General features: G+C 63.2%; 16 protein-coding genes and 1 tRNA gene. 8 read left to right on the top strand and 9 right to left on the bottom strand.

What is annotated here, in order from left to right; genetic code table 11:
* The first annotated feature begins 52 nt into the window (after positions 1-52).
* Genes AB4Y77_RS01045 through AB4Y77_RS01035 form a run of 3 tightly spaced genes read left to right on the top strand, consistent with a single transcriptional unit; the run spans position 53 to position 2531 of the window.
* A complete protein-coding gene (locus tag AB4Y77_RS01045) occupies positions 53-961 on the top strand; it encodes a sulfurtransferase (RefSeq protein ID WP_442012712.1) in 909 nt (302 codons plus the stop codon).
* Positions 958-2106 (top strand): NAD(P)-dependent alcohol dehydrogenase, encoded by a 1149-nt coding sequence (locus tag AB4Y77_RS01040; RefSeq protein ID WP_442012711.1) that lies wholly within the window; start codon positions 958-960, stop codon positions 2104-2106. The genes AB4Y77_RS01045 and AB4Y77_RS01040 overlap by 4 nt, the downstream gene beginning before the upstream one ends.
* Positions 2103-2531: an HIT family protein gene (locus tag AB4Y77_RS01035; protein WP_442012710.1), complete on the top strand. Its 429-nt coding sequence runs from the start codon at positions 2103-2105 to the stop codon at positions 2529-2531. Before AB4Y77_RS01040 ends, AB4Y77_RS01035 begins: the two co-directional genes overlap by 4 nt.
* Positions 2532-2591: 60 nt before the next feature.
* Here AB4Y77_RS01035 and hrpA read toward each other — a convergent pair whose 3' ends face one another.
* The 3 genes from hrpA to AB4Y77_RS01020 form a co-directional block, all read right to left on the bottom strand.
* Complete coding sequence (gene hrpA, locus AB4Y77_RS01030; RefSeq protein WP_442012709.1) at positions 2592-6545, bottom strand: ATP-dependent RNA helicase HrpA; 3954 nt, start codon at positions 6543-6545, stop codon at positions 2592-2594.
* 13 nt (positions 6546-6558) lie between these two features.
* Positions 6559-7551: a helix-turn-helix transcriptional regulator gene (locus AB4Y77_RS01025; protein ID WP_311212679.1), complete on the bottom strand. Its 993-nt coding sequence runs from the start codon at positions 7549-7551 to the stop codon at positions 6559-6561.
* 192 nt (positions 7552-7743) lie between these two features.
* Positions 7744-7914, bottom strand: a complete 171-nt coding sequence (locus AB4Y77_RS01020) for a hypothetical protein (RefSeq protein WP_311212678.1) — start codon at positions 7912-7914, stop codon at positions 7744-7746.
* Between the two features lie 81 nt (positions 7915-7995).
* On the opposite strand from AB4Y77_RS01020, the gene AB4Y77_RS01015 reads away from it, so the two are divergent.
* Positions 7996-8964: a GlxA family transcriptional regulator gene (locus AB4Y77_RS01015; RefSeq protein WP_442012708.1), complete on the top strand. Its 969-nt coding sequence runs from the start codon at positions 7996-7998 to the stop codon at positions 8962-8964.
* 31 nt (positions 8965-8995) lie between these two features.
* Here the strand turns inward: AB4Y77_RS01015 and AB4Y77_RS01010 are convergent, their stop codons facing one another.
* From AB4Y77_RS01010 to AB4Y77_RS00985, 6 genes are all read right to left on the bottom strand, one after another.
* Positions 8996-9298 (bottom strand): protealysin inhibitor emfourin, encoded by a 303-nt coding sequence (locus AB4Y77_RS01010; protein WP_311212869.1) that lies wholly within the window; start codon positions 9296-9298, stop codon positions 8996-8998.
* Between the two features lie 79 nt (positions 9299-9377).
* Entirely contained in the window at positions 9378-10418 is a 1041-nt protein-coding gene (locus AB4Y77_RS01005) for a M4 family metallopeptidase (RefSeq protein ID WP_442013044.1), read from the bottom strand.
* Between the two features lie 156 nt (positions 10419-10574).
* A tRNA-Arg gene (locus AB4Y77_RS01000) sits at positions 10575-10647 on the bottom strand.
* Positions 10648-10769: 122 nt separating this feature from the next.
* Complete coding sequence (locus tag AB4Y77_RS00995) at positions 10770-12272, bottom strand: FAD-dependent oxidoreductase (RefSeq protein ID WP_442012707.1); 1503 nt, start codon at positions 12270-12272, stop codon at positions 10770-10772.
* Complete coding sequence (locus AB4Y77_RS00990) at positions 12269-13141, bottom strand: FAD:protein FMN transferase (protein WP_442012706.1); 873 nt, start codon at positions 13139-13141, stop codon at positions 12269-12271. The genes AB4Y77_RS00995 and AB4Y77_RS00990 overlap by 4 nt, the downstream gene beginning before the upstream one ends.
* 4 nt (positions 13142-13145) lie before the next feature.
* Positions 13146-13637 (bottom strand): FMN-binding protein, encoded by a 492-nt coding sequence (locus AB4Y77_RS00985; RefSeq protein ID WP_311212673.1) that lies wholly within the window; start codon positions 13635-13637, stop codon positions 13146-13148.
* A 217-nt stretch (positions 13638-13854) separates the two neighbouring features.
* Between AB4Y77_RS00985 and argS the strand changes: the two genes are divergently transcribed.
* The 4 genes from argS to thrC are packed head-to-tail and all read left to right on the top strand — an operon-like array spanning position 13855 to position 19406.
* Positions 13855-15519: an arginine--tRNA ligase gene (gene argS / locus AB4Y77_RS00980; RefSeq protein ID WP_311212672.1), complete on the top strand. Its 1665-nt coding sequence runs from the start codon at positions 13855-13857 to the stop codon at positions 15517-15519.
* A gap of 4 nt (positions 15520-15523) precedes the next feature.
* On the top strand, positions 15524-16996 hold the full coding sequence (lysA, locus tag AB4Y77_RS00975; RefSeq protein ID WP_311212671.1) for a diaminopimelate decarboxylase: 1473 nt from the start codon (positions 15524-15526) through the stop codon (positions 16994-16996).
* Positions 16989-18302, top strand: coding sequence for a homoserine dehydrogenase (locus tag AB4Y77_RS00970; RefSeq protein ID WP_311212670.1), 1314 nt, complete (start codon positions 16989-16991; stop codon positions 18300-18302). Before lysA ends, AB4Y77_RS00970 begins: the two co-directional genes overlap by 8 nt.
* Positions 18303-19406, top strand: coding sequence for a threonine synthase (gene thrC, locus AB4Y77_RS00965; protein WP_311212669.1), 1104 nt, complete (start codon positions 18303-18305; stop codon positions 19404-19406).
* The last annotated feature ends 2 nt before the right edge of the window (positions 19407-19408 follow it).

The raw sequence follows: 19408 nt of genomic DNA, 5'->3' as shown, positions 1-19408 counted from the left end.
AACCGGGCGCCGGCAGCAACGGAGCCCATGCCGCGGGAATGAAGGAGAAACGATGGCCACGCTGATAAGTGCCCCCGAACTACGCAACCGCCTCGATTCAGGGGAGCGTACGGTGCTTCTGGATGTCCGCTGGGTGCTCGGCCGGACGGACGGGCACAGCGAGTACCTGGCGGGGCACCTGCCCGGCGCGGTGTTCGTGGACCTCCCCACGGAGCTTGCCGACCATGCGCAGCCAGGCCGTGGCCGGCATCCGCTGCCATCCACCGAACGGTTCCAGGATGCGGCGCGGCGATGGGGCATCAGCGACGGCGATACCGTGGTTGCGTACGACAACAACGGGAGCATGGCCGCGGCCCGCGTTTGGTGGATGCTGCGCAATGCGGGCCTGGATGCTGTCTACCTGCTCGACGGCGGCCTCGCCGCTTGGCGTGCCGGTGGTTACCCGGTGGAGGCGGGCGACGTGAAGCCCGTCGTCGGACGTGTTTCCTTGGGCGAGGGAGGCATGCCGGCCATCAACGAACCCGAAGCCGCTCAGTGGCACAAGGACGGAGTCCTGCTCGATGCTCGGGCGGGGGAGCGCTACCGGGGCGAAGTGGAGCCCATTGATCCGCGGGCAGGGCACATTCCCGGGGCCGTCAGCGCCCCTACCACGGAGAACCTTGCACCCGACGGAACATTCCTGCCGGCCGAAGAGCTCCGCCGCCGTTTCGAAGCGTTGGGCGTGGATGGCACGTCCACCGTGGCGGTCTATTGCGGATCCGGCGTCACAGCAAGCCATGAAATCGCAGCGCTGCGCATCGCGGGACTCCGGGCTGCCCTGTACCCGGGGTCCTTCTCGCAGTGGTCCAACAACCCTGGTAACCCGGTGGCCGTGGGCAGCGAGCCGTTGGAGGAAGATGCCGGGGACGGCGTAGGGCCGAGTGGCAGAAGCGGCGCTGCCGGGAGTAGCGTCGGATCATGACTCCAGGACGCCCCGTGCCCCCGCCCCTTGCCAAACCCATCACCCTGGACACCAGTGAAACCGGAAGCACCACCCTGGCTGCAGCGTATGGTGCCACGTCCCCGGACAGCGGCCTGGTGCCCCTGACCCTTGCGAGGCGGGCACCCACCGCAGATGACGTAGAGATCGCGATTGAGTTTTGCGGGCTGTGCCACTCCGACGTCCATGCGACGCGCGGTGAATGGCGGGTTCCTCCATACCCGCTGGTGCCGGGCCATGAAATTGTTGGCCGGGTAACCCGCGTGGGCTCCGCCGTGAAGGAATTCACGCCGGGGGACCACGTAGGTGTCGGCTGCATGGTGGACTCCTGCCGCGAATGCGAAAGCTGCCTTGAAGGCCTGGAGCAATACTGCGAAAGGGGCAACATCGGCACGTATGGTGCCGCTGACCCGCGTCAAGGTGACGCCATCACCCAAGGCGGCTACTCGACATCGGTTGTGGTGGACCGGCGGTTCGTGCTGCGCGTTCCCGAGGCCCTTGACCCGGCAGCGGCAGCCCCTTTGCTGTGTGCAGGGATCACCACCTACTCTCCGCTGCGGTATTTCGATGTGGAAGAAGGCGACGCCGTGGGCGTGGTGGGCTTGGGTGGCTTGGGACATATGGCCGTGAAGATCGCCAAGGCCATGGGGGCGGAGGTGACGGTTTTCACCACCTCTGAATCCAAATTTGACGCTGCCCGGGAGTTGGGCGCCGATCACGTGGTCCTGTCCAAGGATGCCGAGGCCATGGAAGCCGCCAACAGGAGCATCGACGTCATTATTGACACGGTTGCCGCGCCGCACGACCTCAACCCCTATTTCCGCACGCTTCGACTGGACGGCGCGCTCTTCCAGTTGGGCCTTCCCGCCGATGAGATGCCGCCTGTCAGCCCCGGACTGCTCATCCGCCGCCGGCTCGCCTATGCGGGATCGTTAATTGGCGGCATCGAGGAAACTCAGGAAATGCTGGACTTCTGTGCGGAACACGGTGTTGCCAGTGACATTGAAATCGTGCGGGCCGACCAACTGAACGAGGCCTACGACCGCATGGTTGCCGGTGACGTGAAGTACCGTTTCGTGCTGGACACCTCAACACTTCAGGACCCATCCGAAAGGGCAGACGCATGAGCACACTGTTCACCAAAATCATCAACGGGGAGATTCCGGGCCGCTTCGTCTGGAAGGACGAGGATGTGGTGGCCTTCCTGACTATTGCGCCGCTGACGCAAGGCCACACGCTGGTGGTGCCGCGCGCGGAAATCGACTCATGGACCCACGCGAGTCCAGAACTGCTGGCCAAGGTCATGGATGTCGCGCAAAGCATCGGAAAGGTCCAGGCGGACCTGTTTGATGCCAGGAGAGTAGGCGTCCTGATGGAAGGCTTTGAGGTGGACCACTTGCACGTCCACGTGTGGCCGGCCTACTCCACCGCGGACTTCGAGATCCACAACGTGGACCACAATCCGGATCCCGCCGTCATGGATGCCACCGCCGTGAAGCTTCGTGCTGCCTTGCGTTCGGCCGGGCATGGGGATGCTGTTCCGCAGGACTGAGACCTCAACAAAGTTAACCCGGCGGTGCTGAATCAGCGCCGCCGGGTTTTTTGGTCGATGCTAGGCCGGGGCGAGCGCCTGGTTCAGCACCGTGCGGATGCGTTTCTCCGAGACGGAGTATGCGGTTCCGAGTTCTACGGCGAAGAGGCTGACCCGCAGCTCTTCGATCATCCAGCGCACCCGTGTTAACTCTGTGCCGGCACGGCGCCCGGGGAGAAGTGCGGACGCGGCGTCGTCATAGTCATCCTCCAGCGCCTGCACGATCGCCATGTTCAAGCCATCCCGCTGCACGTTGCCGGGAAGCTTCTCCATCCGCTTCTCGATCGCCTGCAAGTACCGCGGCAGCTGGCTAAGCTGCGCGTAGCCCGTCTGTGCCACAAAGCCGGGAAAGACCAACTGCTCCAGCTGGGACTTCATGTCGTTGAGGGCGCTGATCAGCGGCAGGCTGGCGTTGGACTTCAGCGCTTTCTGGATGCGCCGCGTACTTGCCAGAACGCGTTCGACGACGGCAGTCACCGTAAACACGGTATCGATCAGTTCAGCACGGACTACTTCATACAACGCATCGAAGGACTTCCTGTCCCACGGCAGGTCCTGGGGCGTCAGTTTGTCGATGGCAGCCAGGGCGCAGTCCGCGATCAGGGCACTGACGGATCCATGCGGATTCTGGCTGAAGGTCAGCTTCTCCATATTGCTCAGATGCTCCAGCACATAGCGGTCAGGAGGCGGAATCCGCAGTGCCAGAAGCCTGATGACGCCACCACGCATAGCGGCTTCCTGTTCGGCCTTGGTCTGGAAGACCCGAAGGGCCACGGACTTCCCTTCATCAACCACTGCCGGGAAGCCGGTGACTGCGTGGCCCTTGACGGTGCGCGTTACCTGCCGTTCCACGGTCCCGAAGTCCCACTCAGTGATTCCGCTGCGTTCAGCTACTACGCCATCGGGATTGCCGGAGGACGAAGCCTTGACAGCAGCCCCTTGACCGTTCGCCGGGCCGGAGACTCCCGGTCCCTTACCGGCCTTGGCCGGTGCCGTGGTGGCCGGGGTTGCGCCGAGCGATTCGGCGATGGCGCGGCGGGTGGCGGGGGCAAGCTTTTCCTGGAGTTCAGCGAGGTCCTTGCCTTCGTCCAGGACTTTGCCCTTGCTGTCCACCACCTTGAAACTCACGCGCAGGTGCGGCGGCACGGCATTCCAGTTCCAGGAACCGGGAGGAATAACGTGTCCGCGGAGCCGGCGAAGCACCAGTTCCAAGGAAGGCTCCAGCTCATCGGTTGCGGGGTCAAAGTCTGTCTCCAGTGCCGCGGTTGCCTGCCGGGCCACATCAGGTGCAGGGACGAAGTTCTTCCGCACTTGTTTCGGCAGCGACTTGATCAGGGCAGTGACCAGTTCTACCCGCTGGCCCGGAATCTGCCAACGGAACGGGGCGTCGTCCAATTGGTTGAGGAACAGCACGGGAACCTCGGCTGTGACGCCGTCCGATGGGTTGGGAGCCGACCCCGGTGCCACGGGATGGAACTCGTAGCTCAAGGGGAGCTCGAAGCCCTTGTGCAGCCAGGTCTTAGGATAGGCGGAATCGTCCAGCGCATCGGCGTCTTCGCTCATCAGCAGGGATTGGTCGAAGTCCAACAGCGTGGGGTCTGCCTGCCGGGCGTCCTTCCACCACTTATCAAAGTGCCTTTCGGAGACTACTTCCTGGCCCACGCGTGAGTCGTAGAACTCGAAGAGCGTTTGATCGTCCACCAGGATGTCCCGGCGCCGCATGCGGGTCTCGAGCTCTTCGATTTCCTGGAGCAGGGCACGGTTGCGGTGGAAGAACTTGTGATGGGTCTTCCATTCGCCCTCCACCAGTGCGTGGCGGATGAACAGTTCGCGGGAGAGCCCGGGATCAACCCGTCCGTAGTTGACCCTGCGGTTGGGAATGATCGGGACACCGTAAAGGGTGACTTTCTCGTGGGCCATGACGGCGCCTTGCCACGAGGACCAGTGAGGTTCGCTGTAGGACCGCTTCACGAGGTCGGGAGCTACCTGTTCAGCCCACAGGGGATCGAATTTGGCGGCGACCCTGGCCCACAGGCGGCTGGTTTCCACCAGTTCCGCTGCCATGACAAATGCCGGAGACTTCTTGAACAAGGCCGAGCCGGGGAAGATGGCGAAGCGGCTGCCACGCGCACCGGCGTACTCGCGCTTGCGCTCATCCAGGAGCCCAATGTGGCTCAGCAATCCCGACAGCAGGCTGATGTGGATGCCCTCATAGTTGCCCACCGGATCGGCTTCACGCCTGTTGTCCAGCGCGATGCCCAGTGGCTTGGCCAGCTGCCGGAGCTGGGTAAAGAGGTCCTGCCACTCGCGGACGCGCAGATAGTTGATGAACTCGTTGCGGCAGAGCTTGCGGAACTGGGTGGAGGACAGCTCGCGTTGCTTTTCCTGGATGTAGTTCCACAGGTTGAGGAAACCCGTGAAATCCGAGGTCTCATCGCGGAAGCGTGCGTGCTTTTCCGAGGCCAGCTGCTGCTTGTCCGTCGGCCTTTCGCGGGGGTCCTGAATAGTGAGTGCAGCGGCCAGGATCATGACTTCGCGGACGCAGCCACGCTTGCCTGCCTCAACGATCATGCGGCCAAGCCGGGGATCAACCGGCAGCTGGGCCAGCTGCTGTCCGACGGCGGTGAGGCCGCTGCCGCTGCGGCCTCCCGTTCCTGCGTCTCCGGACTTGGGCGAACCCAAGGCGCCGAGTTCGCGCAGGAGCGTGACGCCGTCGTTGATTGCCCTGGAATCCGGGGGCTCCACAAAGGGGAAGTTCTCTACGTCCTTGGGGCTGCGGGCCACGCCCATGGCGGTCATCTGGAGGATGACCGCAGCGAGGTTGGTTCGAAGGATTTCCGGGTCCGTGAACTGTGGACGGGACTCAAAGTCCTCCTCCGAGTACAAACGGATGGCGATGCCTTCGGAAACACGCCCGCAACGGCCTGAGCGTTGGTTGGCCGATGCCTGGGAGACGCGCTCGATCGGGAGGCGCTGGACCTTGGTCCGGTGGGAGTAGCGCGAAATACGTGCGGTGCCGGTGTCGATTACGTACTTGATGCCCGGGACGGTCAGCGACGTCTCAGCAACGTTGGTAGCCAGGATGATGCGCCGTTTGCCACCCGGATTGAAGACCCGGTGTTGCTCCTGCAGGCTCAGCCGCGCAAAAAGTGGCAGTACTTCGGTCCCGGCGAGGCGACGGTTGCTTTGGATGCGCCCGTTGATGGCCTCGGCGGCGTCGCGGATCTCGCGTTCACCGGAGAAGAAGATGAGGATATCGCCGGGAGCTTCCTTGGCGAGCTCGTCCACCGCATCGCACACTGCATCCAGGGGATCCCGGTCTTCTTCCAGTTCATCGTCCGAGGTGTCCTCATCCCCGCCGGCAGGCTGGGACAACGGCCGGTAGCGGATCTCCACCGGATACGTCCGACCGGACACTTCAATGATGGGCGCTGGGTCTTCCTCGCTCCCGAAGTGCTTGGCAAAGCGCTGGGGATCGATGGTGGCCGAGGTGATGATGATCTTGAGGTCCGGGCGCTGGGGGAGGATGCGTTTGATGTAGCCCAGGATGAAATCGATGTTGAGGCTGCGCTCATGGGCTTCATCGATGATGATGGTGCTGTATTTGCGCAGCAGCTTGTCTCTTTGGATCTCCGCCAGAAGGATGCCGTCGGTCATCAGCTTGATCTTGGTGGACGCGCTGACCTCTCCGGTGAAGCGGACCTGGAAGCCCACCTCCTGTCCGATTTCGACGTCCAGTTCCGAGGCGATTCGTTCTGCGACGGTACGGGCTGCCAGGCGGCGCGGCTGGGTGTGCCCGATCAGGCCTTTGTCTCCAAGGCCAAGTTCGAGGCACATCTTGGGGATCTGCGTGGTCTTACCGGAACCGGTCTCGCCGGCGATGATGGTGACCTGGTTTGCGGCAATGGCCGCCATCAGATCCTCGCGGCGCTCGGATACGGGCAGCTCAGCGGGGTAGGAAATATGAAGTGTCATGGCTGCTGCCAGTCTACTGTGGCCGCGGTTCCACGTCCGCTGCGTCCGTCACAGTCCCCGCTGCCGCAGTGAGCCGGTGGGACAGATGCCGGGCGAAGGACCTGAATTCTTCCGGTTCCAGGATCTCGAAGTCCATGTCCAGCGCGGCAAGATAAGCGGCCGGTGCGGCAAGGTTGTCCCACCCGGAACGGAGGATCGTTGCTGACGGACCGTCAGCGGACAGCGTCGCGTACTGCGAACTGACGACGGCGGCCACCTCCGCGAGCGGCGCGCGGAGCCGCACCACGACGTCGAACCTGTACGGGGAACGGGTGATGGATTGCTGCACGTAGGCTGCCAGGTCTTCCGCCGGCAAGGGACGGGGCGTGTACTTTTTGCGTTCTGACGGCAGGGAAGCAAAGCGGTCCGCGCGGAAGGTCCGCCAGTCTTCCCGCTCCACATCCCAGGCCACCAGGTACCACCGGCGGCCCGTGTCCACCAGCCGGTAGGGTTCCACAAGGCGTCGTGCCGATTCGCCGTCGGACTTGACGTAGTCAAAAGAGATCTGGCGCCGGTCCGATATCGCGGCTGAAACCACCGTCAGCTGCTGGGGATCAACCGTGGCTGCGTTGCTGGGAAGGGTAGTGACCGCTGCTTTCAGCATGGCGAATTTCGGACGCAGCCGGGAGGGCAACACTTGTTCCAGCTTTGCCAGGGCGCGGACGGAGGCCTCGCCAATTCCGGCGACGGGTCCCGCGGCTACTGAGTTCAACCCCAAGGCAACTGCCAAAGCTTCGTTGTCGTCCAGCAGCAGAGGCGGCAGTTGCGCGCCGGCCCCCAATTGGTAACCGCCAGCGATCCCCGGGGAGGCGTGGATGGGATATCCGAGGTTACGGAGCTTGTCGACATCGCGTCGCACGGTCCGTTCGGTGACGCCCATGCGGTCCGCGAGAGCTGGACCCGTCCACTCCCGGCGCACCTGCAACAGAGACAACAACTGGAGAAGGCGGGCAGAGGTTTGGATCATGCAAGTGAATCTAGTCCATGTGGCATCGGCATGGATGCCCGTTCCGTCGCAAGTGGCAGGCATAGGGACGCCCGCCGTTCGGGGAATCTGCGCAGAATTCCGTGAACGGGCGGGCGTCGAATGGACAATACGGTTGCCGGTGGTGGCTGGCAGGCTTGGTTTTTCCGAAGATGTGCAGTGGCCCGGCATGGCCTAGTAGATGCGGGGGTTCCAATACGGGGTGCTGGGAGCGTCGAAAGCGCTCCAGGGTTCCTTGGACTGGATGGGCGGGTTATGGCCGCGGCCATCCTTCAGCAGGGCTGAGACTGTGGCTGAGACGGCGGTGAGGAGGACGATGAAGAGGATGATTCCGAAGATTTCCATGTCTCCAGCCTGCTCCTGTGGAAGGTCAAGAAACAGTGGCAGAAATGCCCCATTTAGATAATTTTCTGCCACACTGGAAATATGTTGAAATCAGTGGCGGTGATAGTTGTTCCCGACTTCTCGATCTTCGAGTTCGGCACGGCGTTCGAAGTCTTCGGCATCGACAGATCGGATCGGGGCGCCGGAGTTCCGGCCTTCGACTTCCGGGTGTGCGCACCCGAGCCGGGGGACATCCGCATGAAGTCCGGGCTGTCCCTCCACGTGAACCGGGGCCTTGAAGCTGCCGCAGATGCGGACCTCGTCATCATGGCGCCTTTCGGACGGGACCAAGCCGTCCCCGAGTCGGTCTTGGACGCTCTGCGGGCGGCCCACGCACGGGGCGCATGGGTGATGTCCATCTGCTCCGGGGCCTACGCTCTGGCCCGTGCTGGCTTGCTGGAAGGGCGGCGCTGCACCACCCACTGGCACTATTCACAGGATCTTTCCAGCCGATACCCCGGGGCCATCGTGGACGAGAACGTCCTCTATGTGCAGGACGGAACCATCATCACCAGCGCAGGCACCGCGGCCGGCATCGATGCCTGCCTCCACTTGGTACGCGTCGAATTGGGAGCCAACGTAGCTGCCGCCATTGCCCGGGACATGGTGGTTCCGCCGCACCGCGATGGCGGCCAGGCCCAGTTCATCGACCGGCCCATGCCCCGCTGCGGATCTGCGCCCATGGAGGAGCTCCTCCGGTGGATGGTTGAGCACCTCGACGAGGAACACAGCGTTAACGAGTTGGCGGCCCGCCTCCACATGTCACCGAGGACCTTCGCCCGCCGCTTCAGGGCAGAGACGGGAACTACTCCTGCTGCCTGGCTGAATTCGCAGAGGGTGCTCAGGGCCCAGGAACTCCTGGAGACCACTGAGCTGAACATCGACGAAGTCGCCAGGGAAGCGGGGTTCGGACATTCCGTGCTGCTCCGCCACCATTTCACCAAGGTGCTGGATACCAGCCCGCAGAGCTACAGGCGTGCTTTTCGTGGGCAGTTGGCGGAGGCCGTCTAGAGACGCGCCGGGTTCAGTGCATCCCGGGCTTTCAGCGCCGGCTCCCCAGCCGGCCGCGGGACTCAGAGCCCTCGGCCTTGGCGCATTCCACCAGTTCCTGCCAAGGCCCGGTGACGGCACGGTCCGGGAGGGTGGCCCGGCGTTGGCCTGCCCTGATGGAGTACATGAACCTGTCCGGTTCGTTGGCCGCCCGTGACTGGCTCTTGGCTTCCTCCCAAGGGCAAGCCTCAACCATCGGAACCCATCGTTCCTTGTCGCCGGGGGAGACTGCGTCCACGCTCCAGACGCGCGTCATCGCTGCAATTCCCCCACTGCGTTGGACGGTGATCTTCATGGCCGGCTGCTTCTCGTTCGACGTTTCCTCGTCAGTCAGCCAGCGGGACCGCACCAAGCTGTCCGGTCCCGCCATCCGACTAAACCTTGACCTTCACAGTCTCCCACGCCTTAAGGACGGCGTCATGCTCCGCAGAACCGGAACCGAAGAGTTCCTCAGCGGTAGCCACGGTGGTCTTGGCAAACTTTCCGAAAGTGCAGGTCGCGGGGAGGGATCCACTGGTCAACGTCCCGTACCAGATCTGGCCGGGGGCCTCCCACGCATTGCCGCCGAGTTCCGAGGCCACAACGTAGAAAGCCTTGTTGGGGATGCCGGAGTTGATGTGCACCCCACCGTTGTCCGCGCTGGTGCGCACGTAGGTGTCCATGGAGTCCGGCTGGGGATCCTTGCCGAGGACGTCGTCGTCGTAAGCGGTGCCCGGTGCTTTCATGGAGCGCAGGGCAGCGCCTTGGACCTGCTCAGTGAAGAGTCCCTCACCGATGAGCCAGCTGGCCTTCGCCGCAGACTCCTGCTTCAGGTACTGCTCTACGAGGACACCGAAGACGTCGGACATGGACTCGTTGAGAGCCCCGGCCTGGTTCCGGTAGGCCAGGTTGGCCGTGTACTGGGTCACCCCGTGGGCGAGTTCGTGGCCGATGACACTGACGGACTTGGTGAAGCGTTGGAAGATCTGCCCGTCGCCATCGCCAAAGACCATTTGGGATCCGTCCCAAAAGGCGTTGTCGTAGAGCTTTCCGTAGTGGACAGTGGCATCCAGGGCGAGGCCCGCATCATCAATGGAGTCCCTGCCGAAGATTTCGCCATAAAGGCGGTGCGTGCTGCCGAGGCCGTCGTAGGCCTCATCAGCGGCCACGTCCCCCACGGGCCCTGCACCTTCCTTCCGGACAACACGGCCGGGCAGGGTCTCTGAAGTTTCGGCATCGAAAACAGTTCGCTTGGGCGGGCCCGGCTTTGCCTGGCGGGCGCTGGGTGGCGCCGCCGGGATGGGTGCTGTGCGGATGGCTTGCAGGCCTTTGATGTGCAGCAGCGACTCTTTGGCTGCCCTGGCCACAGCCCGCAGCCGTGGCTCGTTCTGGGCGGCAATCCTGCGAAGCATGTACGGAGGAACGATCGAGCACATCACGGCAAACCCCTTTGGCTATCGGAAAGACCAACTGGATTCAGCCTAAAAGCAGCCGCCGACAATATTGCGGTGTACGCCCGGCAAGCCCCGAACTGATAGCCGGGCTCCGGCACACAAAAATACCCCGCCAGTTCACTGGCGGGGTATTCGTTGTGCCCTCGATAGGATTCGAACCTACGGCCTTCTGCTCCGGAGGCAGACGCTCTATCCCCTGAGCTACGAGGGCATCCAGGGTTCCCTCCGTTGCCGGTGGGACGTCCTAGAGCTTAGCAGCCACTGCGCCGCAAATGAAAACCCGGCGCCCCGGCGGCAATCCCCGCCTTGGAGCGTCCGGACCGGCCCTTGGCGTCAGTACCCGGCGAACGAATCCACGTGGATGCGGCGCGCCCCGGCAGAGCGGGCCGAAGCACGCAGGGAATCAACGCTCGCTGGTGAACCGGAAACAAAAACTTCCCGTTCCGCAACGTCAGGGACCAACTCCTTAAGGCGCTCCGCATCGATCCTGGCGGCACCGGCGTCGACCATGAATTCCGGGGGAGCGGAACCGTCCGCCAGCCGGGCGATCACCCTGGCCCCGGAGGCTTCCAGCTGCTCCACGCCGGCCAACTCATCGCGACCTTTGGCAAGGTACAAGACCACGGTGTCGCGAGGCGCAGCGTCAACGGACAGGTGGGAGAGGAAGGGCGTGATACCGATTCCTGCAGCGATCAGCAGGACCGGTTTCCCGGCGTCGCGCGGTAGAAGAAAGTCGCCACCTACGGCCGTGGCAGAGAGCATGTCCCCGGGCTTCAAAGCCAACAGTACCTTCTTTGCCGTGGACAGCGGCTCGGCCGTGCCAACTCCAAAGGTCACCTCCGGGGCACCCGGGGCGCTGGTGATGCTGAAGACCCTCCGTCGTCCCTTACCGTCGGAAGCCCGGTGCGGCAGGTTGAGTTCCATGAACTGGCCGGCAGCAAAGCGCACCGGGCGCTGTGGCTCAAACCTGAACTCGGTGCTGCCCGGGGTCAGGGAACGCGAACCCTTGAACGTCAGTTCCACCCCGCCCCGTTGGCCCAGGAAGAAGGCCAGGAGGTTACCCAGCAACAATGCGAGTTCGGGGGAGTTGGCAACAAAGCCGAAGTTGTAGGGAACAGCGAACACGACGCCCACCACACCGGCAAGCGCCAACTGCTGCCAGCGGCGGGGAGGGAGGGTGAGCGGCTCCGAGAGCATGAAGCCCACGAAAAACAGCAGAGGCCTCTGCGCCAAGGCCTGCCACAAGGCCTGTCCGAATGTCATGCTGCGGCTCAGGAGCTCCACCGTGATGATGCCGGCAGCCACCACAAGGAAGACCGTGGCCATCAACTTTTTCCGCGTGCGGTACAACACAATCAGCACGCCGGGAACCAGGAGCCACAGCATCGCAGGGGTCGCAGCCCACCACGTGGCGATGTTCAACCCGGTCAGGCCGGTGACGAAGGCCCCGGCCGCTGCCGGATTGAAGATGTGCCGCCCTCGGAAGGCCAACGCATACTTGGACACGCTGGCCACCACGCAGGCTAGGGCCACGCCTGTCATGTCAGTGACTCCGAAGGCAGGCCAGAACAGGAAATAGAGCAGCAATCCCGTAATCAGGGAGGACTCCGTGTGTGGCTTGACGCGGAAGATCAACGCCAGCAGTCGGTTGGACGCGTACGTCACCGCCAGGCAGAGCACCAGATGCACCAGCATCTCCGGGAGGCCGAACGTCAGCCAGCCCAGAATGTTGAGGAGCATGCTGTAGGCCACCAGCACACCCAGCACCCACAGAATCAAGCGGTACATCGTGAAGCGGCCCAACCAGGTGTCTACGCGGGACTTAGCGGCAATCATGTGAACAGTCTCCCCTCGAAACGGTGCGAAAACGTGGCGGCACCACTGGAGGACACCCTGATCCAGGAGAAATCGAACTCATCCTGCAATTGGGCCGGTTCAAGCATGAACAGGGCGGTGGCCAAGGCATCCGCCACCAAAGCGCTCGCGGCCATGCTCCAGGTAGCCACTGTGGTCTGGATGGGCTTGCCGGTGGTCCCATCCAGGACGTGGTGCAGGCCGTCGCCCCAGGCGCGCCGGTTGGAAGCCGAGGCACAGAGTGCTGAATTGTGGAGCTCAACAGTGCCTATGGCCTGGCCGGGGTCATAGGGATGCTCCAAGGCGACCACCACAGGATGGGTGCCCGCATGGAGCATGTCGCCGCTCCCATCAACCAGGAACTCGGGATGGCCGGTTGACTGCAGGACCCCGCCCAGCAGGTCCACCAGCTGCCCCTTCCCCGCGGCCCCTATGTCCAGGACCACTGGTTCGGTGGTGGTCAGGGCCGTATCCGTCCATTCAAGGACGTCTTCCCAGCGCGGCGGGGCCTGGGGATTTCCGGACGGGGCCAGTGTGTAACCGGGATCGTAGCCAAGCCGTTCCAGGCTGCTGCCGATCAGTGGGGTCATGGCGCCCCCGCTGAGCCGGTACAGGGCCGCGTAGACGTCATGAAGGGCTGCGGCATGCCCGGGCAAAGTGATCCTGCCCGGTTCGCGGGACAGTCCGGACACCAGGGAGTCCATCCTGAACCGCGAATACGTTGTGTCGTAGTCACTGACTGTTTCCAGCAGTTGGTGCCGCACCGCGGGTCCCAGTGCCTCCGGCGTCGAAATCTCCCAGTGCGTCCCGATGCCGTCAAAACTGAAGGAGCTCCAGTCAGCGAGCGGCATGGTGCTACTTGGCCTGGGACTTGATCTGTTCCACGGCTTCGTTGAACCCGCCGGACGTCAAGGAAGAACCAGCCACCTTGGAGACATTGAGCTCATCGATCTTCTTGCCCACAATCTGCGCCGAAATGCCGCTGGCGAACTCGCCTTGGAACTTCTTGGTGTTGGGGTTCGATGGGTGCGTGGTGATGTTGACCGCGGATACCGTGTCACCTGCAAGCGTCAATTCCACGCCAACGGTCTCCTGGCCATTGGGGGACGTGTAAGTTCCGTCGGCGCTGTAGGTGCCGTCCTTATACGCCGAGGTGCCCGCGGCAGTGGAGCCGGACGCAGTAGAGGAAGAGGTGGGGCTGGACGTGCTGGCCTGGCCGCCATTCTCGGCAGCCGGCGTGGACTCAGCGGAAGGGGACTGCGCAGATGGCGCGCAGCCCGCCACGGCACCGATGAGGGAAAGGCCGGCAATTCCGGCGTAAATGCTCTTGCGGAGTGGCGTAGTCATGGTTCTGCTCGTTTCAACTGGACAAGAAATGGTCATGGGATTGGTACTCGCGGGATGGCGGACGAGGCCACCTCCTACGTCTTCACAACGTTGAATTCAGCGTAATGGTTCAGTCTGTGCCACCCGCCAGTCGTTCCTGTGTGCCGGCTGTGACCGGATTATCCACATAAGCGACCCCCAATTCCGCGACTTTGCGGGCCCCCGGTAGGCTAGATGCGTGACTCCCGAAGAACTCTCTGCTGCCATATCCGCCTGCCTTAAGGACGCCGTCTCTACCGGCGAAATTACCTTGACGGAATCTGCCGTGCCCGATTCCGTGCGAGTGGAGCGACCCAAGAACCGGGATCATGGAGACTGGGCCACCAACATCGCCCTGCAGCTCTCCAAGCAGGCCGGCATGAATCCGCGCGAATTCGCCGGCATCCTCAGCAACCACTTGCAGGGCATTCCAGGTGTTACCGGGGTCGAAATCGCTGGTCCAGGCTTCCTGAACATCACTGTGGATGCCGCCACCGCCGGTGTCCTCGCCAAGGCCATTGTTGAGGCCGGCGCCAGCTACGGAACCAACCAGGCGCTCGCAGGCCGCGTGGTTAACATGGAATTCGTTTCCGCGAACCCCACCGGACCGCTCCACATTGGGCACACCCGTTGGGCGGCCTTGGGCGATGCCATAGCCCGGGTCCTGCGCGCCTCCGGTGCAGACGTCACCGCTGAGTACTACATCAACGACGCCGGTTCGCAGATGAACGTCTTCGCCAACTCTGTCCTTTCCCGGCTGCACGGCCGCGGCGTCCCTGAGGGCGGCTACCCGGGTGAGTACATCCGCGAGCTCGGCGACGAAGTCCTCAACGCACACCCCGGCATCCGGGAACTGACGGACGAGGCCGCTCTCCCTGTGATCCGTTCCGCTGCCTATGAGGCACAGATGGCGGACATCAAGACGACCCTGGCGGAATTCGGCGTAGAGTTCGACGTCTTCTTCTCGGAGAAGGAATTGCACGACGCCGGTGCGATCGAATCCGCCGTTGCCCGTCTTCGCGAGCAGGGCCACGTCTTTGACGACGGCGGTGCCGTTTGGCTGCGCACCACCGACTTCGGTGACGACAAAGACCGCGTCATGATCCGTGCCAATGGCGAACCGACCTACTTCGCCGCGGACGCTGCCTACTACCTTTCCAAGAAGGACCGCGGGTTCACTGAGAAGATCTACCTGCTCGGTGCCGACCACCACGGATACATCAACCGCCTGAAGGCCATCGCGGCCTGCGCGGGCGATGATCCCGAGGTCAACATCGAGGTCCTCATCGGCCAACTGGTGTCGGTAAATGGCGCAAAACTGTCCAAGCGTGCCGGCAACATCATCGAGCTCAAGGACCTCATTTCCTGGCTCGGCAAGGACGCCGTCCGCTACTCGCTGGCCCGTTTCCCGGCCGACTCGCCACTGACGCTGGACCCGGAACTGTTGAAGAAGCACAGCAACGAGAACCCGGTGTTTTACGTGCAGTATGCCCATGCCCGTTCCCGCGGCACGGCACGCAATGCTGCCGAGGCCGGAGTGGAGCGCCAGGTCGATGGCGTGGATGCGTTCGACGCATCGCTCCTGGACCACGCCACGGAAAACGAGCTGCTTTCCTACCTGGGCAGCTACCCGTCCATCGTGGCCAAGGCAGCTGAGCTGCGCGAGCCACACCGCGTGGCACGCCACCTTGAAGTCATCGCCGGGGCCTACCACCGCTGGTACGACGCCTGCCGGGTGTCGCCGCAGGGTGACGATCCCGTCCTTGACGTCAATCGCACGCGCCTCTGGCTCAATGACGCCACCAGCCAGGTACTCGCCAACGGACTCGAACTGCTGGGCGTTTCGGCGCCGGAACGGATGTAGGGCAATGAACACAGCCGCTGACCACGCTTCTCCGCTCGCTCCTGAATGGTTGGCCGTACCCGCGGACCTCAACGCACTGCAGGAACCCATGTGGGCAGCCGGGGTTGGAAAGAACGACGCCGGTGAGGTCACCGTTGACGGGTTCTCCGTCAGTGAACTCAAGGAACAGTTCGGTACTCCGCTGTTTGTCATGAGCGAATCGGACTTCCGCTCCCGCGCCAGGGCGTTCAAGGATGCCTTCGACGCCGCCTTCGCCGACATCTGCGGGGGAGTGGACGTCTACTACGCAGGGAAGTCCTTCCTGTGCACCGCTGTGGCCAGTTGGGTGGCAGAAGAGGGACTCCGCCTGGATACGTGTTCCGGCGGCGAACTCGCTGTCGCTGCACGTGCAGGAATTGATGGCTCCAACCTGGGTCTGCATGGCAACAACAAGTCGGACGCGGAGATCAACCGCGCCCTGGACATGAAGCTGGGCAGGATCGTGGTGGACAGCCTCGATGAACTTGAGCGGGTTGCCAAAATAGCTTCCGGCCGCGGCGAGGTTGCCAAGGTCATGCTGCGCCTGACACCTGGTGTGCACGCGCATACCCACGAGTTCATCGCCACCGCACACGAGGACCAGAAGTTTGGCCTGTCCATGGCCGAAGACTCCACCGAGGAAGCGGGTCTGTCGGCAGCCGAGGAAGCTGTGGCAGCGGCCACCTCCTACTCAAGCGTCGAACTGCTGGGCCTCCACTGCCACATCGGCTCGCAGATCTTTGAACCTGATGGCTTTGCTGTCGCTGCGGAGAAGCTTCTGGGCTTCCTTGCGGCCATGCAGGCCAAGTACTCCATAGTCCTGCCGGAACTGGACCTCGGAGGCGGCTACGGCATCGCCTACACCCCGGTGGACACACCCCGCCCACCGGCTGAGATCGCGGAGGCGATGGCCGCCGTCGTGCGTTCCACCTGCGCCGAGTTGGACATCACGCCGCCGCGCATCTCCATCGAGCCCGGACGGGCCATCGTCGGCAGCACCACGTTCACGCTCTATGAAGTGGGCACGCTCAAAACCGTCCGTGTTGACGCCCCTGAGGGTGGGGACGGGCAAAAGAACGTTACGTATCCGCGCCGCTATGTGTCAGTGGACGGCGGCATGAGCGATAACGCCCGTCCGGTGCTGTACGACGCGGATTATTCGGCGATTTTGGCTTCCCGTGACTCCTCGGCGGCTCCCCAGCTGTCCCGCGTAGTGGGCAAACATTGCGAGAGCGGCGACATAGTTGTTAGAGATGTATATCTGCCCGCGGATGTGGCAGCCGGTGATTTGCTCGCAGTACCGGGTACCGGCGCCTACTGCTGGGCCCTCTCCAGCAACTACAACTACCTGGCACGGCCTGGCGTTGTCGCTGTACGCGACGGAGCTGCCCGGCTGATTGTCCGCGGGGAAACCGAAGAAGATCTCTTGAACCGCGACATGGGAGTGGCGAATGTCTGAAGTGCGAACCTTGAAGGTGGCCCTGCTGGGCTGTGGCAACGTTGGGGCCCAGGTCGCGCGGATTCTGATTGACGACGCCGAGGCCTTGGCTGCCCGCAGCGGCGCCCGCCTGGAACTTTCCGGCATCGCCGTACGCACCATCGATGCCCCGCGTGACGTCGAACTGCCGCGTGAACTTTTCACCACGGATGCCGACACCTTGGTCAAGGATGCAGACCTGGTCATCGAACTCATGGGAGGCATTGAGCCTGCACGCTCGCTGATCCTGACGGCCATCCAGAACGGCGCATGCGTTGTCACAGGCAACAAGGCCCTGCTTGCGCAGGACGGCCCCACCTTGTACGAAGAGGCTGATAAAGCCGGCGTCCAGTTGTCCTACGAAGCGGCAGTAGCCGGTGCCATCCCCATCCTGCGCCCCATCCGCGACAGCCTGTCCGGCGACCGCATCACCAGGGTCCTGGGCATCGTCAACGGCACCACCAACTTCATCCTTGACCAGATGGACACCACAGGTGCTCAGTTCTCTGACGCCTTGGCCGAAGCCCAGCGCCTCGGATATGCCGAAGCGGATCCCACCGCCGACGTCGAAGGACACGACGCCGCGGCGAAGGCCGCCATTCTCGCGTCCTTGTCCTTCCACACGCGCTTCTCCCTGGATGATGTCTACTGCGAAGGCATCACCAAGGTCAGCGCCGCTGACATCGCTTCTGCCAAGGAGGCCGGATTCGTCATCAAGCTGTTGGCGATCGCCGAGAAGATCGATTCCGAAAACGGCAGTGGCATTTCAGTGCGCGTCCACCCCACACTGCTGCCGCGGGAACACCCGCTGGCCGCCGTTCGTGGTGCCTTCAACGCCGTCTTCATCGAAGCGGAGAACGCCGGAGAACTGATGTTCTACGGCCAGGGTGCAGGTGGAACCCCCACCGCCTCTGCCGTACTTGGTGACCTCGTCTCCGCAGCGCGGCGCCTGGTCCTGGGTGGCCCGGGCCGTACGGAAACCACCACCGGGCACGTTCCGGCACTGGCCATCGATGCCTCCAACACCAGCTACTACATCGGCTTGGACGTAGCTGACCAAGCAGGCGTTTTGGCTCGGATTGCGCATATCTTTGCGGAAAACGGTGTCTCCATCGAAATCATGCGTCAGACGATCCACCGCGACTCTGAGTCGAACGTTGAATCGGCTGAGCTGAAGATCGTGACGCACCGTGCATCCGAAGCTGCACTCGCAGCAACCGTCGAGGCCGTCAAGGGCCTGGACGTCATCAATTCTGTGACATCCGTACTGCGGGTAGAAGGGGTCTAAGTGGCTCACCAATGGCGCGGAGTAATCCGCGAATACGCTGATCGTTTGCCCGTAACGGAAGCCACCAAGGTCATTACCCTCGGCGAGGGCGGCACGCCCTTGGTTCATGCACGGCAGCTCTCGGAGCTTACCGGCTCAGAGGTGTACCTCAAGGTTGAAGGCATGAACCCCACGGGTTCCTTCAAGGACCGTGGCATGACCATGGCCATGACGGCGGCAGTTGAAGCCGGCGCCAAGGCCGTAGTCTGCGCGTCTACCGGAAACACTTCCGCCTCGGCCGCTGCCTACGCCACTGCGGCCGGCCTGAAGTGTGCAGTTCTGGTTCCTGAAGGCAAGATCTCCATGGGCAAACTGAGCCAGGCGATCGCCCACGGCGCCACCTTGCTCCAGGTTGACGGCAACTTCGACAACTGCCTGGACATTGCCCGCAAACTGGGCGAGTCCTACCCGGTGTTCCTGGTGAACTCCGTCAACCCAGCCCGCATCCAGGGTCAGAAGACCGGTGCGTTCGAAATCGTGGATTCACTCGGCGATGCTCCTGACATCCATGTGCTGCCCGTCGGTAATGCCGGCAACATCAGCGCCTACTGGAAGGGTTACAAGGAATATTCCGCGCCTTTCGAGACCGCTAACGGAACCTTGCCGGCCGTCTCCACCAAGACGCCCATCATGTGGGGCTTCCAGGCTGCAGGGGCTGCGCCGTTCGTTGCCGGACACCCGATCACCGAGCCTGACACCATCGCTACTGCCATCCGCATCGGCAACCCGGCGTCGTGGGACACCGCTGTTGCCGCCCGCGACGAATCCGGTGGCCTGATTGAGGCCGTCACGGATGATGAGATCCTGGCAGCCCACCGCTGGTTGTCTGCCAAAGAAGGCGTCTTCGTGGAGCCAGGCTCCGCTGCAGGCGTAGCGGGCCTCATCAAGAAGCACGCTGCGGGCGAGGTTCCCTCCGGAAAGACCATCGTCATCACGGTCACCGGTCACGGACTCAAGGACCCTCAGTGGGCCCTGCGCACTGAGGATGGCAGTGATGTCCACCCCGTCAAGGTGCCGAACGACGTCGTCACCGTTGCCGCAGAACTGGGACTGGAAGAAAAGTAAGA

It is taken from the genome of Paenarthrobacter sp. YAF11_1 (assembly GCF_052113445.1).
Lineage (GTDB): Bacteria > Actinomycetota > Actinomycetes > Actinomycetales > Micrococcaceae > Arthrobacter.
Note: the sequence above shows the minus strand (reverse complement) of the source record. Positions and strands in the feature narration are given on the sequence as shown.